The following is an 18,404-nucleotide window of genomic DNA, read 5'->3' as shown; positions in this document are numbered from 1 at the left end:
TTTGATTTTTTATTTTAAATGTTGAATTTTAAATTTTAAATGTTTCGGAACAATTCATAATTTATAATTCATAATTTATAATTGTTTTCTAAAAGTATCCTTGTTGTTTTCTTTTCTCCATTGCAGCCTCAGAACGTTTGTCATCGATTCTGGCTCCTCTTTCTGAAATAGTCGAAGATCTGATTTCGCCAACAACTTCAGCAATTGTTGCTGCATAAGAATCTACCGCAGCGGTACAGCTCATATCTCCAACAGTTCTAAAACGAACAATTCTTTCTTCGATTTCTTCATCTTCTTCTTGGTAAACAAAAGGAGAATGTGACCAAATCATACCGTCTCTAATAAACACTTTACGTTTGTGTGAAAAGTAAATCGATGGAATTTCGATTTGCTCTTGTTCGATATAACTCCAAACATCCAATTCAGTCCAGTTTGAAATTGGGAAAACACGAACGTTTTGACCGTTTTCAATTTTTCCGTTCAAAAGATCAAACAATTCAGGACGTTGATTTTTTTCATCCCACTGACCAAAATCATCACGAACAGAAAAAATACGTTCTTTAGCTCTCGCTTTTTCCTCGTCACGACGTGCTCCACCGATACAAGCATCAAATTTGAATTCTTCAATAGCGTCCAATAATGTAGTCGTTTGCAAACTGTTTCTGCTAGAATATTTCCCAGACTCTTCAACCACTTTCCCTTCATCAATGGCATCTTGCACGTTACGAACGATTAATTCCAATCCTAATTCGGCTACCAATTTATCTCTAAATTCAATTGTTTCAGGAAAATTGTGTCCTGTATCCACGTGTAACAATGGAAAAGGAATTTTTGCCGGAAAAAATGCTTTTTGCGCCAAACGCACTAATGTAATTGAATCTTTACCGCCAGAAAAAAGCAAAACGGGTTTATCGAATTGAGAAATCACTTCTCTGAATATGTAAATTGCTTCGCTTTCTAAAGCATTTGTTTTTAAAACTGAACTCATTATTATTTGGTAATTTGTTTATCTGTTTTCCGTTAAACGATTAAACTTATAAACGATTAAACTTTTATTTTTGATGTAAACCACATTCTTTATGGCTTGATTCCCACGACCATCTTCCTGCTCTGATATCTTCTCCTTCGGCAATCGCTCTCGTACAAGGCGCACAACCGATGCTTACAAATCCTTTTTTGTGCAAGGCATTTTGTGGCACATTATTCTCATCAATATATTTTTGAACGTCTTCCAAACTCCATTTCAATAATGGATTGAATTTTATGATATTGAAATGAGCGTCGTATTCAAAGGCAGCCAAATCATTTCTGTTTTCCGATTGCTCAGCACGTAAACCTGTAATCCAAATTTCATTTCCTTTCAAAGCTTTGGTCAAAGGCGCTACTTTTCGAATAAAACAACATTCTTTTCTGTTCTCAACCGATTCATAGAAGCTGTTCGGTCCTTTTTTATTCAACAGATTTTCTACATCGCTGGCCTCTGGAAAATAAGTTTGAATAGCTACTTTGTATTTTTTTATTGTTCTATGAAAAACATCATAGGTTTCTTGAAACAATCTTCCGGTGTCAAGTGTGAATATATTAATTGGTAACTCATTCTTAGCAATTAATGCAGTTATAACCTGATCTTCTTGCCCAAAAGAAGTTGAAAAAATCACTTTTCCTTTGTACTCATTAGCCAAAAAAGCTAATGTTTCCTCAATGGAAAAACCTGCTGTTTTTTCTAATAAAGTATTTGCTACTGCTGCGCTCATTTTCTTTTGCTTTTAATTTTAAATCTATTACCCTATCGGCTTAGTAGATTACTTTGCAAAAGTAACACTTTTTTTTAAATTCAAAATTAATTTTAAATAAATTTTAATAAATTAGAATGCAATGTCTGCCAGAGAGTTACTTTCAAGGATCTTAAGTGTATTATCCCTAACCTGAGTCATTAAGCGACGTGCGGCACAAGTAGTTTCATCATCACAATCATCACATTTTTCATAAAAATTGTGACTTGCGCACGGAAGCAAAGCAATTGGGCCTTCAAGAATGCGATATACTTTGGCCATACTGATATCTTTTGGATCTTTTATCAAGTAATAACCACCGCCTTTTCCTTTTTTGGCACCCAGAAAACCAGAGTTTCTGAGTAATAGCAAAATACTTTCCAAAAATTTAATCGAAATATGTTCATTTTTAGCAATTTCAGCAATTTGAACAGGTGTATTATCTTTTTGGCGAGCCAAAAAAGTAAGTGCCTTTATTCCGTATTTAGTTTTCTTTGAAAGCATTATGATTTTAAATTGTAGATTTTTGATTTGTATTTGTTACGAAACTACAAACTTTATCCTTTTATCAGCAAATTGTATGAATCTTTTTTAAAATTTCGTCACAAATTAAAGTTGCAAAATCTTTTTCAGTATAAAAATTGTGTTCCTTATTTTTTATAATCTGAAAATCTATTGAATACTTTTCAAACCAATCATTGCTTGGTTTGTTTCTGTCATTTTCTCCATAATAGCCTTTTATTGCTCCATTAGGAATTTTATCTTCATATCGCAATCTCGTTGATGAAACGGCAAACAAACTTCTAACATTCAATCCCATCAAAGCAGCTTTCCAAGCAATTGTTCCACCAATACTAAAGGCTAGAATATCGATTTGATTCTTTTCTGTTTTCAAAAGATTGGCAACCGCTTTTTCTATTCCGCCATTAATAAACTGGCGGTGGAGATTTTCTTCGGTATAATTGGTTTTGTCAATTTCTCCCAATTCACAACAATCATAATATTGAATTTCGAATTTATCTTTCAATAATTCGATATAATTAGAAACCCAATCTGATTTTTCTTTTCCCCATAAATCCGATAAAATGATTAATCTTGGTTTCATATGATTTTAAAATGGCTAAAAACCAAATTTACAATTTTAACAAATCAAAACACATTTATATTACAACCTGAATTCTATTATTGTTCTTTTTCTTTTTTCGATGACGGCAAAAAAGCAAAATCTCTCCATTTAGCCCCGATTGCAGTGGAAATCCTTATGTGCCGGGGTTCGGCACATAAGATTGTAACGGAAAGCGGGACGATATTTCCAAAAATGCCAAATCTTTCTGCTCCAAATTAATTGTTTTATAATAATATCTCCACTAAAAACACAAAACCCACGGTTTAAACCGTGGGCTATGTTTATAATTATATATTCTTAAGAAAGCGCCTGTTTCAAATCGGCAATCACGTCTTCTACGGTTTCTAGTCCTACGGATACGCGAACCAAACCATCTGTAATACTCACTGCCAAACGTTCTTCAACAGTTAATTTACTGTGGGTTGTAGAGGCTGGATGTGTAACGATTGTTCTTGTATCTCCCAAATTTGGTGACAACGAACATAATCTTATTTTATCCAAAAATGCTCTTCCTGCTTCAATTCCGCCTTTGATTTCAAAGGCAACAATATTACCACCCAATTTCATTTGCTTTTTGGCTAATTCGTATTGCGGGTGTGATTTCAAGAAAGGATACTTAACGGTATTTACGTTTGGATGACTTTCTAAAAATTCAGCTACTTTCATTGCATTATCACAGTGTCTATCTACACGAATAGCCAAAGTTTCTAAACTTTTTGATAATACCCAAGCATTAAAAGGAGATAATGAAGGACCTGTAAGTCGAGAAAATAAATAAATATCCTTTATCAAATCTGCATTTCCAACGGTGATTCCGCCTAATACTCTTCCTTGTCCGTCAATCAATTTAGTTGCGGAATGCACCACCAAATGAGCTCCCCATTTTATCGGTTGTTGAAGGTAAGGAGTTGCAAAACAGTTGTCGATAATCAAAATCAAATTATGCTTTTTGGCAATAGCTCCCAAAAGTTCCAAATCAATAATATCAACAGCTGGATTAGTTGGCGATTCAGCAAAAAGTATCTTTGTATTTGGTTTTATAAAACTCTCTATGGTTTCCGGTTTATTTAGATCAAAATAAGATGTTTCTATTCCCCATTTTGGAAAATAATTCACAAACAAGGAATGGGTTGCCCCAAAAACACTGCTGGCAGAAACGATATGATCTCCTGATTTCAACAAAGCCGCAAAAGTAGAATAAACAGCCGCCATACCCGATGCAAATGCAAAACCAGCCTCAGCACCTTCCATCGCACAAATTTTATCTACAAATTCGTTGGTATTTGGATTACTGTATCGGCTATAAATATTACGATCTTTCTCTTCTGCAAAAGAAGCACGCATATCTTCAGCATCTTCAAATACAAAACTAGACGTTAAGTACAGAGGAACTGAATGCTCCAAAAATTGTGTTCTTTCTAATTGATTACGGATGGCTTGGGTTTCAAAACCAAATTCTTGTTCGTTCATTTTTTCTAATATTTCACACGAATTGCACACACGAGCGACAGCGAACTGACGAAGTAAATTTGCACGAATTCATATTGTTTTAAATTTCATTGACTAAACAATTCAAAAGTTTTGTTTAGTCTTTATTTTATATGTTTCTTGAAGTTAAATTTAGATTTTGGCTATTTCCTCTCCGTTCACGACTACTTTATAATGAATGGTTACATTTGGTTCCAATGTTTTGGAAACCGAACAATATTTTTCGAATGAAAGTTGTGCTGCTCTGGCCGCTTTCTCTCCGTTTACTGTTCCTTCCAAATAAAATACTACGTGAATATCTTTGAATGGTTTTGCCTCATCTACTTGTACACGTTCGCCTTCAACCTCAGCTTTGAAAGAGGTAATTTCCTGGCGTTGTTTCTTTAGAATTGAAATCATATCAATTCCGCTACAACCTGCAACTCCCATTAATACTAATTCCATTGGACTAGGTCCCATATCACTTCCGCCAAATTCAGGACGACTATCTACATTTACAATATGACCTCTTTCATTTTTTAATTCAAAATGGAAGTTGTCATTTACTCTGTTTAAGGTTACTTTCATTGTTGTTGTTTTTATATCTTAAATCTAAAATTATTATCCTTTATCCGATAATCTCAAAATATCTCCAAATACACCTCTTGCTGTTACTGCTGATCCTGCTCCTGCTCCTTGAATCACGATAGGTCGATCTCCATAAGATTCTGTGTAAATTTCGAAGAATGAATCCGACCCTTTCAATCCACCCAAAGCGGTTTCTTTTGGTACTGAAACCAATTTCACTTCCAGATTTCCTTTGTCGTTTTGCAAGTCACCCGATAATTCTCCAATGTAACGCAATACGTGATTTGGTTCTTGATCTGCTTTAATTTTGGCATAAATCGGATCAAACTCTGACAATTTGTTTAAGAAATCAGAAACATCACCTTCACGTAAATGCTCAGGAATTAAGTTCTGAATCGAAATCTCCTCGAATTCATTTTGTAAGTCCAATTCTCTAGCCAAAATCAATAATTTTCTACCCACGTCGTTTCCACAAAGGTCTTCTCTTGGATCTGGTTCGGTGTAACCGTTATCGATAGCTTCTTTTAATATTTCGCTGAATGGAGCGTCTTTTGCAGAGAAATTATTGAACAAATAACTCAATGTTCCTGAGAATACTCCTTTTATCTTGGTAATATTTTCACCCGAAAGGTGTAATAATTTTATAGTATCAATCAATGGTAAACCAGCACCAACATTCGTTTCATAAAGATACGTCTTTTGATTGTCTTCCAATACTTGTCTCAACTGTTTGTAAAATGAGTAACTCAACGTATTTGCCACTTTATTGGACGAAATCAAATCAAAACTATTCTCTGCTAATTTTATATAATTTTCAACAAAAGAGGTACTTGCCGAATTGTCAATCGCAATCAAATTCTCCAAGTGATTCTCATTGGCATAAGCAATAACATCATCAATAGTATAAGAAGTTCCGTTGGTTTGAATTTCATTTCTCCAGTTTGGAGAAACCCCTTCTTTATTTAAAAGCACGCTTTTAGAATTGGCAATTGCAAAAACATTCAGTTTGATTCCTTTGCGTTTTTCGATAGCTCCAGCCGATTCCAAAATTTGGTTAATCAACGTTCCTCCTACTAATCCGTGACCAAAAATGGCAATATTTATTTTCTTGGAAACCCCAAAAATCTCTCCGTGAATTACATTCAAAGCTTTATTCAACTCCGATTTTTTCACCACCAAACTCACGTTTTTACCCGTAACTGTATTGTTGAAAAGGATAGGGACAATTTTATTTTTGATTAAAGCCGTGTAAGGTTTATGAAAAGTGCTCAAATCCTGTCCAATAATCGAAATCACCGAAACATTGTCCGTAACTGTAATTTTATTGACATCTTTCGAGTAAAAGTCACTTTCAAATTCTCGTTCGAGTTCAATCATCGCGCGAGTCGCTTTATCGGCATCAACCACAATTCCGATTCCTCTTTCAGATGAACCTTGCGAAATGATGCTAACGCTAATTTCGTTATCACCCATCACTTTGAAAATACGGGCATCAACACCCGTTTTTCCTAGCAATCCTCTTCCTTCCAAATTTACCAAAGCCACATTTTCCAAAACCGAAAGCGTTTTAATTCCTTCTTTATTTGCATTTGAAGTAATTAACGTTCCTTGATTTTCGTGATTGAAAGTATTTAAAATACGAAGCGGAATATTTTTTTCCAACAAAGGAATAATAGTCTTCGCGTGCAAAATTGTTGCTCCAAAATTGGCCAACTCATTCGCTTCGTTAAAAGTCAAATGATCTATTTTTTTGGCATCTAAAACCAAATCAGGGTTAGCCGTATAAATTCCGTCAACGTGTGTATAATTTTGAAGTTCCGTAGCATCCAGATAATTTGCCAACAGCGAAGCCGTGTAATTACTGCCGTTTCTTCCCAGTGTCGTTGCTTCATTTTTACTATTGGAACCAATAAAACCGGTAACAACATTCACCGTTTCCCCATTATGTTCCTTAAAATAAGCTACCACATTTTTCTTCGAAAGCTGCTCAACCGGTTGTGCATCTCCGTAATTCGAGTCCGTTTTTATCAATTCTCTCGTGTCTGAAAAATTTGCTTTTATTCCGTTTTTAACTAAAATAGCAGTAAGTAATTTAGCCGAAATCAACTCTCCTTTGGACAGCACTTCGTCCTTAATTTTGACGCTATAATCCCCAATCAGGCTAACTCCTTCAAAAAGTTTTTCCAGTTTATTGAACTCTTCAGACAAATCTACATCATCATAAACGTCTTGTTGGTAGCTTTTAAAATCCTCAAAAAGCGGTTTATAATTACCGTTTTTAGACGCCAAAGCCAATATCTCTTCCAATTCGTCCGTAGCATTTCCACGCGCCGAAACCACAACTGCAATCTGTTCCCCATTATTCACTTTCCCGGCAATAATCGCCACCACCTTATTGATTCCGTCTCCATTTGACAAAGACTTACCTCCAAATTTTAATATTTTCATCTTGATATATTTTTCTAGCTTAAAAAACTCCTTTAAGCAAATTGTCTAATTGTTTATATTCAATCAAGAAAGCATCGTGTCCGTGAATGGAATCAATCTCTTGAAACGTTACATTCTCTTTGTGCTTTTTTAATTTTTCGTATGTCTCTTTATTTTCATTTACCGTAAAAAACAAATCCGAATTGATTCCAATAATATGGATATCAGCTTCTATTTGAGCTGCCACGGCAAGAAAAGATTCTCTATTTCTGGAAATATCTATTGTTTTCAGCAATTGATTCATCAACTTATACGCTGAAAGTTGAAAACGTTTTTGCAGTTTCTTTCCGTGATGATTCAACCAACTTTCAATATTGAAAATAGCCAGTTCCTCATTACTAGTTCGGTCAAATTTTGCCTTAAAAGATTCTGGTGTTCTATAGCACAACATTGCGTGAATACGCGCGTCTTCTATTGGCTTAGCCGAATTATTTAAAATTTGCTCCTGCAAAAAACAATTGGCAATCAACCAATCGGTAGATTTCCAATCAGTTGCAATCGGAATTAAGTGTTTTGTTATTTGTGGTGACAATGCTGCTATTTCCCAAGCAATTCCGCCACCAACAGAACCTCCAATAATGGCAAACAATTGATTAATTTGAAGTGATTTTAGTCCTTCTATAAAAAGTCTGGCCACATCTCTGGCTGTAAAATCCAAATAGTTTTCTATAATGGTATCATCAAAGCCATTTCCCGGAACATTAAAAGCTAGTATCGTGTATTTATTGGTATCTATTGTTCTTTTTTCGCCAATAAGTACATTCCACCATCCCTTTAAACCCACAACTTGTGAATTCCCAGTTAATGCATGATTGACCAAAACAATAGGCGCTGTATGCAATGCCGGACCAAAAAGATTATAACTCAAATTGATCGTAGCATAAAAAGCACCACTTTCGGTAGTGAAATTTTGTATTGTAATTGTGGTTGGTTTATTTTCCAATTTCAAATCTTTTTTGATTTTTTGATTTGTACCTGGAAATATTATGAAGAAAGCTAGAAAAACTAGTTGAATTCTTAGTGTTATCTTTCCACGTTGGGCGTGGTAGAATGCAGCACCTTCTTCGATAAATCGAAGGGTTGCTAAGGCTTCATCGGGTCTAATCCCTCTGCCTTTCTTTATAACATTTCAATACGTTTCTGAACTTAAAGGTGCAAATTAACTACAATTTTATGAAACAACCAAATTATTATTCAATTCATCTTTGAAACAATGATTGTTCATCAATTAAAAAATTGCCATGAAATGCACTAATTCTCACGAATACCTTTTCACTAAAAAAGGATTTCGTGTTTTTATCCGTGCATTTCATGGCAAATAATTTTTACCTACACATTTCTTGAGATACTCATCATTTAACTCTCAAATAAAAAGAGTTTCGTTTTCTTTAGAATACATGTGAAACAATAAAGAACTCTTGCCTTTTCTTGCTTTCAAATCGAAATTCTCATCTACATGAAATCTTGTGTGGTCTAACTCTTTCATCGGGTTAAACGGTTCTGCTTTTATTGCTTTTAATATTCCTTTTTTTAGTAACTCTACTCTGTTTGTGATATATGTTATAGTTTTCATGATACTTTATTTTTGTAATTAATGCTTGCTTTTATGGCTTATATTTTAGTTTTATTTATAGCACAATGAGTTTCGTTTTCTAAAAAATCAATTGTGCTTTTTATGCTTGCAATTCGGTAAAGACTTTTAAAATCTTCCGATCATCTGTTCTTCTCGAGAGTCGAATCAAATCTTTGTTTATTCCCTTGACGACCTGCTCTGCATCTGACATCTGCTGACATCGCATACTGGCTGGGTGCATAATCAAGGACTTGGTATTTTCGATATTGGCCGAAATAGAAAATAACTTTATAATGTTGGCTGTACTTTTCGCTGTAAAATTGGTTGAACTCATAATTCCTTTTTTTTATGGTTATTTTAAACAAAGCTTATTCAGCTTTTATATTCATTCTTTATATTCTTGCTTTCATCTCCCTTGCGGACAGAAAAACAAAAAACCCTTTTAGACACATATCCAAAAGGGTTTTAAGTTGTACATAAACTTATACTTTTGGAATCAACGTATACAAACACACACCATGGCGTACTTACGCATCATAATTTTCTTTGCCTGGCAAACGGTAATGTTAATAGTGTAGAGTTGGGGCATGCTTAATTATTGTTTTACTTAATCTTATTATTTTTTTAACCTTTAAATGGCAAAAAAAAACCTCCCAAATTATTGAGAGGTTTTTTGCTATATATTATTTAATTTAAAATAAAGCTATATACACCTCCCCTTGCAGGTTTTCACCTGAATGGCTTTTTTAGACATATTGCATAAATTAAATTTCATTTTTCCTCTTTTTATTTCTGTTCAACAAATATCTAAACTTTTTTCCAATAATCCAAACGCGAAACGTAAATTTAATAATTAAGAAACAAATAATTAAAATTATAACACATTAAACATCAGATTATTATTTAAAAACAAGATATGCAAGCTATAGTATTCCTATATTTTTTTAACAAAAATTTCTCATTTTACTGCTTTTTGAAAACACAAATTAGGTTGAAAAAAGAAACTCTTGGTATTTTGAATGAATTGTTTGGTAAAATAGCATTCCTACAATTCCTAACAACACGACCGCAAATAACAGAAGTTCATTAGAAAAAAAGGAAAGAGCAATACAACTAATAATACCTATTCTCAAAAATTCTAAATGAAAAATCCATTTCTTTTGTTCCAACATTGCCCCTGTGACAATTACACTCAAAATAATAAATCCCGTGAATAAGAAAATAACATAAGCTGATATGTATTTAGAGAAAAGTATAGTAAAAAACAAAACTACCAATGTTATGATTGTTTTTGTTATAATCGCATTTATCAACTTCTTTGAATACTGAATATCAACTTCTTTTTTAGAAAACTTCCTTTCCAGAAGTAATCGTATCCTACCATCAATGTCATTTGGCCCTCCAAAAATTACTTTTGCTTTTTGTCTGAACGTTTTGGCCATTCTAAATGCTACCATTAACTCCAAAACATAATGAAAATGCTGCCACAAAAAACTGTAACTACCCAACGACTTGGTTAAACCATATTGAGGTTCTACAGTTTCTTCCACATAAGTTCCAAAAATTTTATCCCATATAATAAGCATGTCTCCATAATTTTTATCCAAATATTCAGGATTACTGCTATGATGAACTCTATGATGAGATGGCGTAACTATAATATATTCCAGCCAACCCAATTTTCCCACTAATTGTGTATGCGTAAAAAAAGGATAGGTTCCATGTATCAACAACAATATAGTAATCATTTCTGCTTTGAAACCAATAATTGGCAAAACACACCAAAACAAACCTCTGGCTATGGCCTGAAAAACCGTTATCCTAGCTGCAGCTGTATAATTAAAATCATCACTTTGATGGTGAACAATGTGTGTTGCCCAAAAAAGATTGACCGTATGCCCTAACCTATGATACCAATACCAAAGCAAATCGGTAGCCAAAAACAAAAGAACCCAAGTTGTGACAGAAGATTCTATCGAGAAAAGAGAAAAATTTGCATTGAGCCAAGAAAAAATGAAGAAAAATGTTCCCGTGGTCAGAAGATCAGTGATCCGTTCTGCTATCCCAACATTCAGATTCGCAACACTTTCATTAAAATGATGTACTTTTTTATCTTTTCTTTTACTGATATAATATTCCAAAAGCATAAATGATGCAAAAAAAGGAACTGCAAAAGCAATATAATTTAATTTCATTTGTTTTTTTTATATGACCTAAAGCCAAATTGTTTCTTTTATTTTAATTTTTTCTGCCACTTTTAAGATATCGGTTAAAATTCCCCTGGCTACAGTTGCTGTCTTCTTTCCCGAACTATTACCATGCACGATGATTGGAACATTACCTTGAGATTTAGTATAGATTTCAAAAACAGTCTCTGATCCTTTCAATTGCCCAATCGCCGAAGTAATTGGTTCTGAAATCAACTTTACTTCCAATTTCTCATCAGCAATAGAGATTTCACCCACATACCGCAACACTTCATTTTTTACCTGAGTGATTTTGGCTATTTCAAGATATTTGTCAAGTATATCTGCATCGAAATAAAATTTAGATTTGAGATTTGGCCCTTCTAAATCATTATACAACAGCGAACTGATTTTTATATCCAAAAACTCTGAATCATTCCCTAATTCTCTAGCCAAAACAAGCAATTTCTTTGCAACTTCAATACCCGAAAGCTCATCTCTTAAATCTGTTTTTAGCAAGCCTCTTTTTTCAGCATCATTTAGAATTTTCGAAAAAGGAACATCCTCGGATGAAAACCTATTAAAAATATAACTTAATGAATCTGAAAAAACACCTCTGATTTTAGTAATTTTTTCTCCCGAATAATACAAATCACTAATTAACTTCAAGACTGGAATTCCTGCTTCAATATTAGTCTCATACAGAAAAGTCCTGTCGAACTTTTTTAGGTTTCTTCTTATTTCTTTATAAAAATCAATATGCAATACATTCGCATTTTGATTGACTGCAACAATGTCAAATCCATTTTGAATTAAAGGAATATAATGCTTCACCAACTCCGAACTTGCGGTTGCATCTACAACTATTACATTCTCAAACCCTTGATTTTTGACAAACTCAATAATATCATCTATTGTGAAAGGAATTGCCAATTGGTTAAAATTAGCCTCCCAAACATTTTTGACTCCTTCTTTTTCAAAAAAAGCCAAACTAGAGTTGGTTATTATAGGAAAGCGCAAATCAATATTTCTTTTTTCCAGAAAGAATTGCTGACTCTCCAGAACTTGATTAATTAACGCACTTCCTATATTTCCAATTCCAAAAAGGATAACATTTATTCTAAGCGCTGACATATCTTTGTTCTTTATGAAGGTTAAAAATAGGTCTCAAAATATCTGATAATTGATTGAACTCTATTAGATAAGCATCGTGTCCGTGAATGGATTGAATTTGGTGATAAAAAACATTTTGTTTCTTGTTGGTCAATTCCCTGTAGGTTTTGCGTGTTTCTTCGGCAATAAACAAATAATCCGTATCAACAGTAATAAGATGAATATTGGCCTCAATAGCATTAGCCACTGTTAGGAAATCGGGTCTGTTTCTGGTAATATCAATTGTTTTGAGTAAATGATTCATCAGTTTATAAGCAGCCAATCGATACCTGTTTTTTAATTTAAAACCATGATCCAATAACCAATTTTCAATCTGCAAAACCGATAATTCGTCCAGTTTACTTCTCTTAAATCTTTGATTCACATATTCCGGTGTTCTATACAATAATGTGGCATGTAACCGGGCATCAACAATCGGATCATCTGAATGATTTAGAATTTGGTCTTGAATCAGAACATTGGCAATAACCCAATCGGTAGCTTTCCAATCAGTCGCTATCGGAATCAAATTGTCTATTTTATCGGGTTGTAAAGCGGCCATTTCCCAAGCTATTGCACCTCCTAAACTTCCTCCAATTACTGCATAAACATTTTGAACTTTTAAGAAAAACAATCCTTCCCAAAAGATCCGTGCAATGTCACGAGTACTATAATCCCGGTAATTGTCAATCAAATTATCCACGTTATCGTCAAATCCATTTCCTGGAATATTAAAGGCGATAACTGTAAAATAATCAGTATCAACAGCCTTTTTTTGACCAACGATTCCACTCCACCATCCTTTTTCACCAGTAACAGTAGAATTTCCCGTCAAAGAATGATTCACCACAACAACTGGCGCACTTCCTAATGGTTTACCAAAAACTTGATAAAACAACGGAAGGTAAGCCTTCTGTTTTCCTATTTCTAAATCAAAATTAAAGAGATCTATTTTTTCTAAATTTTCCATTTTGAATACTTTTTTAAGTTATTTTTTTAAAAACTGCCTTAGACTATAATCAATAACTAAGACAGTTTTACCTAACAAAAACTAACACTTTTTTATACCAATTGAGGGGTTTTTATGGTTTCAAAAACAGCTTTCAAATCTGCTTTTAAATCATCTATATCTTCTAATCCAACAGAAAGTCGAATTAAATCTTTTGTTACTCCGGTAGCAATTTGTTCCTCATCGGACAACTGCTGATGTGTGGTGCTGGCAGGATGAATAATTAGCGATTTGGTATCTCCAATGTTGGCCAATATTGAAAACAACTTGGTGTTATCCGCCACTTTTTTGGCAGCCTCAAAACCAGCTTTTAGTCCAAAAGTTACCACTCCACTTTGTCCTTTTGGCAAATATTTTTGCACCAAAACATAATACTTACTCGATTTCAATCCTGGATAGTTGACCCAGGCAACTTCATCTTGAATTTCTAGCCATTGGGCTAATGCCAAAGCATTCTCACTATGCCTTCTGATACGAATTTCTAAAGTTTCTAAACCCTGTATGATTTGAAAAGCATTAAACGGACTCAAAGCTGCTCCAAAATCGCGCAATCCTTCAATACGTGCTTTTGCTATAAAAGCTGCATTTCCCAATGCTTCGTGGTACACCAAGCCGTGATAACCAACAGAAGGTTCTGTGAATTCAGGAAATTTCCCGTTGCTCCAATCAAATTTTCCTGCATCAATGATTACTCCACCTAATGAAGTTCCGTTTCCAGAAATGTATTTGGTCAAAGAATGAATTACGATATCTGCACCATACTCAATTGGATTCAATAAATAAGGAGAAGCAACAGTATTGTCAACTATAAAAGGAACTTTAAAAGCTTTGGCTTCATCCGAAATTGCTTTTAAATTCAATACGTCTAATTTTGGATTCCCCAAACTTTCTACAAAGAAAGCTCTGGTATTTTCCTTGGAGGCTTTGGTGAAATTTTCAGGATTTGTTGGATCTACAAATGTGGTTGTGATACCTAACCTAGGCAATGTCACTTTTAATAAATTATAGGTTCCTCCATATAAACTGTTCGAAGCTACTATGTGATCCCCTGCTTTTAGCAATACCAATAATGCTGTCGAAATTGCCGATGCTCCAGAAGCGGTAACAACTGCTCCAATTCCTCCTTCCAGAGTTGCCAATCGTTGTTCCAAAATATCATTGGTTGGATTATTTAATCTGGTGTAAATATAACCGGCCTCGGCTAGACCAAATAAATTGGCCGCATGGTCTGAATTATTAAATACATAAGAAGTCGTTTGATAAATTGGAACAGCTCTCGTTCCTCCATTTTTAGTTACGTCGTGTCCTGCATGTAATGCGTTTGTTGCAAATTTTTGTGTGCTCATGATTTTAAGTTTTTAAATGTTATATATTAGTTTTAATGATTTTGCTTTATATTTTGAATAAATTCTGGGAATAAAAAAACCCCTTTGGATGATTTACCAAAAGGGTTTATAGTTTTGACTATAACAAGGATTAAGTCCTTCACTTTTGGCAATAGGGAATTGGGATGCACATACACATCATACAACACATCATCATTTTATTCCCTATCGTTTTCATCTCTTTACTTATTTGTTTAGAACCAAAATCCTATTTGTTAACAGAGGACTTTTTTCTTGTATTTTTTTAAATCATTACAATAACACTTCAGGAGCTTTCTTCATCATACTACATCCATTACACGTCATTAACTTCAGTTTATTCCTATTTGATGGAGCAAATGTGCAAACTATTTTTTAAACCACCAAGCAAAAATCAATTTATTTTCATAAACTCTATAGAATTAGTATAGTTTGTTAAATTACTCTTAATTAATTAAAAAAAACAAAAGAATAATTTGCAATTCAAAATGGTTTCATACATTTGCACCCGAATACAAGAGGAAAAATTTGAACTGATTGCAACCTCTTCATAATGAAACGGATTCATTATGGATGCTGAAAAATTTTCAGTAGAAAAAATGCTAAAGCAGAAACTCTCCTTTAGCCTTTCTAGCAATTGTTTTTCCTCGATTAATTTTAAAATTTATAATTATTATGGCTTATTTATTTACGTCAGAATCTGTAAGTGAGGGACACCCAGACAAAGTTGCAGATCAAATTTCAGATGCATTAATTGATAACTTTTTGGCATTTGATGCTGACTCAAAAGTAGCTTGTGAAACGTTGGTTACAACTGGTCAAGTAATTTTGGCTGGTGAAGTAAAGTCAAATACTTACCTTGATGTACAACAAATTGCTCGCGAAGTGATTCGTAAAATTGGTTATACAAAAAGCGAATATATGTTTGAAGCCAATTCTTGTGGTATTCTTTCGGCAATTCACGAACAATCTGCAGACATTAATCAAGGTGTTGACAGAGCAAGTAAAGAAGAGCAAGGAGCTGGAGACCAAGGAATGATGTTTGGTTATGCTACAAATGAAACTGAAAATTATATGCCATTGGCACTTGATTTATCTCATAAATTATTGCAGGAATTAGCTATCTTGAGACGTGAAAACAACGAAATTAAGTATTTACGTCCTGATGCAAAATCTCAAGTTACCTTAGAATATAGTGATGACAACAAGCCAACACGCATTGATGCTATCGTAATTTCTACACAACATGATGACTTTGACGAAGAAGAGGCTATGCTTGCTAAAATCAAAAAAGACATCATCGAAATATTGATTCCAAGAATCATTGCAAAAAATCCAACTCACGCTCATTTATTCAATGATAAAATTCAATACCATATTAATCCAACCGGTAAATTCGTAATTGGAGGACCACACGGAGATACTGGATTGACAGGAAGAAAAATCATTGTAGATACTTACGGTGGAAAAGGAGCTCACGGTGGTGGTGCTTTCTCTGGAAAAGATCCAAGTAAAGTAGACAGAAGTGCTGCTTATGCTACCCGTCATATTGCAAAAAACCTTGTTGCTGCTGGTGTTGCTGATGAGATTTTGGTACAAGTTTCGTATGCAATTGGAGTAGCAAAACCAATGGGTATTTTTATTGATACTTACGGAACTTCAAAAGTGAATTTAACTAATGGTGAAATTGCTAAAAAAGTAGAAGCTATTTTTGATATGCGTCCTTACTTCATCGAGCAACGTTTGAAATTAAGAAATCCAATTTATAGTGAAACTGCTGCTTACGGACATATGGGACGTACTCCAGAAACCGTTACAAAAACGTTCTCTGCTCCTGGTGGATTAACTAAAACAGTTACTGTTGACTTGTTTACTTGGGAGAAATTAGATTTTGTTGATCAAGTGAAATCTGCTTTTGGATTGTAAAAATCTAAATTCATTATACAAAAAAACCATTCGGAATCGAATGGTTTTTTTGTATAATGAATTTATTTATCTTTCAAATTTTACGTTAGGTAAAATCTTTGGACGCGTTGGGTCATTAGCCAAAATCCAACCTGTTCTGTAGATCCACTCAGTCATTTTATGCAACTTAAAAAAATCAATATTCTCTGATTCATCCATAGGAGTATGATACTGGCTGTGCAAAACACTTGTAAAAAAAACTGAAGGAATCCCTCGTCTGGCATAAGGAAGATGGTCTGAACGAAAAAAGAAATATTCTGGATGTTCCGGTTTATCCCATAATTTATCCAAATCAAATTTAGTTCCTTCATCATTGGCTTTCTTAGCGATATTAACTAAATCTGAAGAATTTTCGTGAGGAGAAGACGAACCTAACAAGGCGGCTTGATTGATATTATTTCTACCTATCATATCTCCATTTAACACGGCCACAATTGCTGCTTCTGGCACTGTAGTGTGTGCCGAATACCATCTTGAGCCTAACAAACCGCGTTCTTCTGAACCATGAAACACAAACAAAGCACTTCTTTTGCCAGGCTGTTTTTTGAAAGCTTTGGCAATAGCTAACATCGCAACACAAGTACTTGCATTATCATCTGCTCCATTATATATTGAATCCTGACCATATTTTTGTCGAACTCCATCATGATCTTGATGTCCGCTAAACAATACAAATTCATTCTTTAGCTTAGGATCTGTACCTTCAATTTTTCCAACAACATTAACAGAAGGATATTTGTAGGTCTCTGAGAAAACTTGTGCAGAAAGCGTTTCCTTAGTGTTTTTCAAAAATTCCAACTGATCATTATGGACCCAAAAAACAGGCATTGTAGCCCCAATTTTATCACGAAGACCTTCAATACCATATACACCACGTGTCATTTGAGGTTCGACTTGTGACCAGCTTTTTTCTGCATCAGAATCGGCAACAAAAATAAGAGCTGCCGCTCCGCTCTTAACTATTAAATCGTAATATTTGGTTCTTACCAATCCTGGGTATCGCCTGTCAAAAAGAGAAATATCATTAGCAATTCCTTCTTGAGAAGCTAATATAACAACCGCTTTACCTTTAATATCTGTAGCTTCTATTTGTTCTTTTGTAGCTTTACCAAGATAAATTAAAGGAGCCTCCGCTTTTATGTTTGTTGTTTCGGCAACCAAAACTTCTTTCCATAAAACATAAGATTTTTGACCAATTTTAAAACTAGTGCTTGGAGTCACTTGATGCCTGTACAAATCGAAAAACTGAAAAAAAGTACCATCGTCTCCCGCGGGAACCATTCCTGCCGCTTCAGCTTTTTTGGCCAGCCACATCGATACTTTTAATTCATCTAATGTTCCAGCTTCTCTACCGTTAAAATGGTCTCCCGCCATCTGATACATATCGACTTTAAGGTCTTTTACTGTAATTGCTTCAACTAAAGGTCTTTTAATTGCCTGTGAAAAACAGACACTTCCGGCAACCATAAATAGAGAACAAACAAGAGCTCTTTTGTTTTTCATGTGCAGATATTTATTCATTTTAAATTGTATTTAAGTATCATCCCGATTCTAAAAATTTGAAATCAGATTCCTCAAATTTAACAAAACAAAACTATTCTTTTTTGAATTTAACATCTATTTCGAAAACAATAATTTGTTGTGATTTCCTGTTAGCCCCGATAAAAATGAAAATCCTTTCTTGAATAAAGATTGAAAAGGATAACTGGATTAGC

General features: G+C 34.0%; 16 protein-coding genes and 1 riboswitch. Of the genes, 1 reads left to right on the top strand and 15 read right to left on the bottom strand.

Annotation, left to right across the window (positions count from 1 at the left end; genetic code table 11):
• Positions 1–88 precede the first annotated feature (88 nt).
• The 14 genes from cysD to AC1DY0_RS11800 form a co-directional block, all read right to left on the bottom strand.
• On the bottom strand, positions 89–988 hold the full coding sequence (gene cysD, locus AC1DY0_RS11865) for a sulfate adenylyltransferase subunit CysD (RefSeq protein ID WP_477188810.1): 900 nt from the start codon (positions 986–988) through the stop codon (positions 89–91).
• A gap of 64 nt (positions 989–1,052) precedes the next feature.
• Positions 1,053–1,754 carry a phosphoadenylyl-sulfate reductase gene (locus AC1DY0_RS11860; protein ID WP_116797010.1) on the bottom strand — a complete coding sequence of 234 codons (702 nt, stop codon included), beginning with the start codon at positions 1,752–1,754 and terminating at the stop codon, positions 1,053–1,055.
• Positions 1,755–1,865: 111 nt separating this feature from the next.
• Entirely contained in the window at positions 1,866–2,276 is a 411-nt protein-coding gene (locus AC1DY0_RS11855; protein ID WP_077373556.1) for an RrF2 family transcriptional regulator, read from the bottom strand.
• Between the two features lie 64 nt (positions 2,277–2,340).
• Positions 2,341–2,877 (bottom strand): alpha/beta hydrolase, encoded by a 537-nt coding sequence (locus AC1DY0_RS11850; RefSeq protein ID WP_477188809.1) that lies wholly within the window; start codon positions 2,875–2,877, stop codon positions 2,341–2,343.
• 318 nt (positions 2,878–3,195) lie between these two features.
• Entirely contained in the window at positions 3,196–4,368 is a 1,173-nt protein-coding gene (locus AC1DY0_RS11845; RefSeq protein WP_477188808.1) for a trans-sulfuration enzyme family protein, read from the bottom strand.
• Between the two features lie 150 nt (positions 4,369–4,518).
• Positions 4,519–4,953: an OsmC family protein gene (locus AC1DY0_RS11840; RefSeq protein WP_477188807.1), complete on the bottom strand. Its 435-nt coding sequence runs from the start codon at positions 4,951–4,953 to the stop codon at positions 4,519–4,521.
• Between the two features lie 33 nt (positions 4,954–4,986).
• Complete coding sequence (gene thrA, locus AC1DY0_RS11835; RefSeq protein ID WP_477188806.1) at positions 4,987–7,401, bottom strand: bifunctional aspartate kinase/homoserine dehydrogenase I; 2,415 nt, start codon at positions 7,399–7,401, stop codon at positions 4,987–4,989.
• Positions 7,402–7,420: 19 nt separating this feature from the next.
• Positions 7,421–8,383 (bottom strand): alpha/beta fold hydrolase, encoded by a 963-nt coding sequence (locus tag AC1DY0_RS11830; RefSeq protein WP_477188805.1) that lies wholly within the window; start codon positions 8,381–8,383, stop codon positions 7,421–7,423.
• Positions 8,384–8,460: 77 nt separating this feature from the next.
• A riboswitch (SAM riboswitch) is annotated at positions 8,461–8,568 on the bottom strand.
• A 235-nt stretch (positions 8,569–8,803) separates the two neighbouring features.
• Positions 8,804–9,013: a hypothetical protein gene (locus AC1DY0_RS11825; RefSeq protein ID WP_477188804.1), complete on the bottom strand. Its 210-nt coding sequence runs from the start codon at positions 9,011–9,013 to the stop codon at positions 8,804–8,806.
• Between the two features lie 100 nt (positions 9,014–9,113).
• Positions 9,114–9,347, bottom strand: coding sequence for a PLP-dependent transferase (locus tag AC1DY0_RS11820; RefSeq protein WP_477188803.1), 234 nt, complete (start codon positions 9,345–9,347; stop codon positions 9,114–9,116).
• Positions 9,348–9,999: 652 nt separating this feature from the next.
• Positions 10,000–11,208, bottom strand: a complete 1,209-nt coding sequence (locus AC1DY0_RS11815) for a sterol desaturase family protein (RefSeq protein ID WP_477188802.1) — start codon at positions 11,206–11,208, stop codon at positions 10,000–10,002.
• A gap of 18 nt (positions 11,209–11,226) precedes the next feature.
• Positions 11,227–12,333 (bottom strand): homoserine dehydrogenase family protein, encoded by a 1,107-nt coding sequence (locus AC1DY0_RS11810; protein ID WP_477188801.1) that lies wholly within the window; start codon positions 12,331–12,333, stop codon positions 11,227–11,229.
• Complete coding sequence (locus tag AC1DY0_RS11805) at positions 12,320–13,321, bottom strand: alpha/beta fold hydrolase (RefSeq protein ID WP_477188800.1); 1,002 nt, start codon at positions 13,319–13,321, stop codon at positions 12,320–12,322. The genes AC1DY0_RS11810 and AC1DY0_RS11805 overlap by 14 nt, the downstream gene beginning before the upstream one ends.
• Positions 13,322–13,413: 92 nt before the next feature.
• Positions 13,414–14,706, bottom strand: coding sequence for an O-acetylhomoserine aminocarboxypropyltransferase/cysteine synthase family protein (locus AC1DY0_RS11800; protein WP_477188799.1), 1,293 nt, complete (start codon positions 14,704–14,706; stop codon positions 13,414–13,416).
• A gap of 693 nt (positions 14,707–15,399) precedes the next feature.
• Between AC1DY0_RS11800 and metK the strand changes: the two genes are divergently transcribed.
• Positions 15,400–16,650, top strand: a complete 1,251-nt coding sequence (gene metK / locus AC1DY0_RS11795; RefSeq protein ID WP_477188798.1) for a methionine adenosyltransferase — start codon at positions 15,400–15,402, stop codon at positions 16,648–16,650.
• 66 nt (positions 16,651–16,716) lie between these two features.
• Here metK and AC1DY0_RS11790 read toward each other — a convergent pair whose 3' ends face one another.
• Entirely contained in the window at positions 16,717–18,192 is a 1,476-nt protein-coding gene (locus AC1DY0_RS11790; RefSeq protein ID WP_477188797.1) for a M28 family metallopeptidase, read from the bottom strand.
• Positions 18,193–18,404 lie beyond the last annotated feature (212 nt).

It is taken from the genome of Flavobacterium sp. P1_E4 (genome assembly GCF_056405915.1).
This window is presented reverse-complemented; position numbering and strand designations above follow the sequence as displayed.

Coding starts and splice junctions, on each gene's coding strand:
- cysD (WP_477188810.1), bottom strand. CDS start 988: ATGAGTTCAGTTTTAAAAACAAATGCTTTAGAAAGCGAAGCAATTTAC.
- AC1DY0_RS11860 (WP_116797010.1), bottom strand. CDS start 1,754: ATGAGCGCAGCAGTAGCAAATACTTTATTAGAAAAAACAGCAGGTTTT.
- AC1DY0_RS11855 (WP_077373556.1), bottom strand. CDS start 2,276: ATGCTTTCAAAGAAAACTAAATACGGAATAAAGGCACTTACTTTTTTG.
- AC1DY0_RS11850 (WP_477188809.1), bottom strand. CDS start 2,877: ATGAAACCAAGATTAATCATTTTATCGGATTTATGGGGAAAAGAAAAA.
- AC1DY0_RS11845 (WP_477188808.1), bottom strand. CDS start 4,368: ATGAACGAACAAGAATTTGGTTTTGAAACCCAAGCCATCCGTAATCAA.
- AC1DY0_RS11840 (WP_477188807.1), bottom strand. CDS start 4,953: ATGAAAGTAACCTTAAACAGAGTAAATGACAACTTCCATTTTGAATTA.
- thrA (WP_477188806.1), bottom strand. CDS start 7,401: ATGAAAATATTAAAATTTGGAGGTAAGTCTTTGTCAAATGGAGACGGA.
- AC1DY0_RS11825 (WP_477188804.1), bottom strand. CDS start 9,013: ATGAAAACTATAACATATATCACAAACAGAGTAGAGTTACTAAAAAAA.
- AC1DY0_RS11820 (WP_477188803.1), bottom strand. CDS start 9,347: ATGAGTTCAACCAATTTTACAGCGAAAAGTACAGCCAACATTATAAAG.
- AC1DY0_RS11815 (WP_477188802.1), bottom strand. CDS start 11,208: ATGAAATTAAATTATATTGCTTTTGCAGTTCCTTTTTTTGCATCATTT.
- AC1DY0_RS11810 (WP_477188801.1), bottom strand. CDS start 12,333: ATGTCAGCGCTTAGAATAAATGTTATCCTTTTTGGAATTGGAAATATA.
- AC1DY0_RS11805 (WP_477188800.1), bottom strand. CDS start 13,321: ATGGAAAATTTAGAAAAAATAGATCTCTTTAATTTTGATTTAGAAATA.
- AC1DY0_RS11800 (WP_477188799.1), bottom strand. CDS start 14,706: ATGAGCACACAAAAATTTGCAACAAACGCATTACATGCAGGACACGAC.
- metK (WP_477188798.1), top strand. CDS start 15,400: ATGGCTTATTTATTTACGTCAGAATCTGTAAGTGAGGGACACCCAGAC.
- AC1DY0_RS11790 (WP_477188797.1), bottom strand. CDS start 18,192: ATGAAAAACAAAAGAGCTCTTGTTTGTTCTCTATTTATGGTTGCCGGA.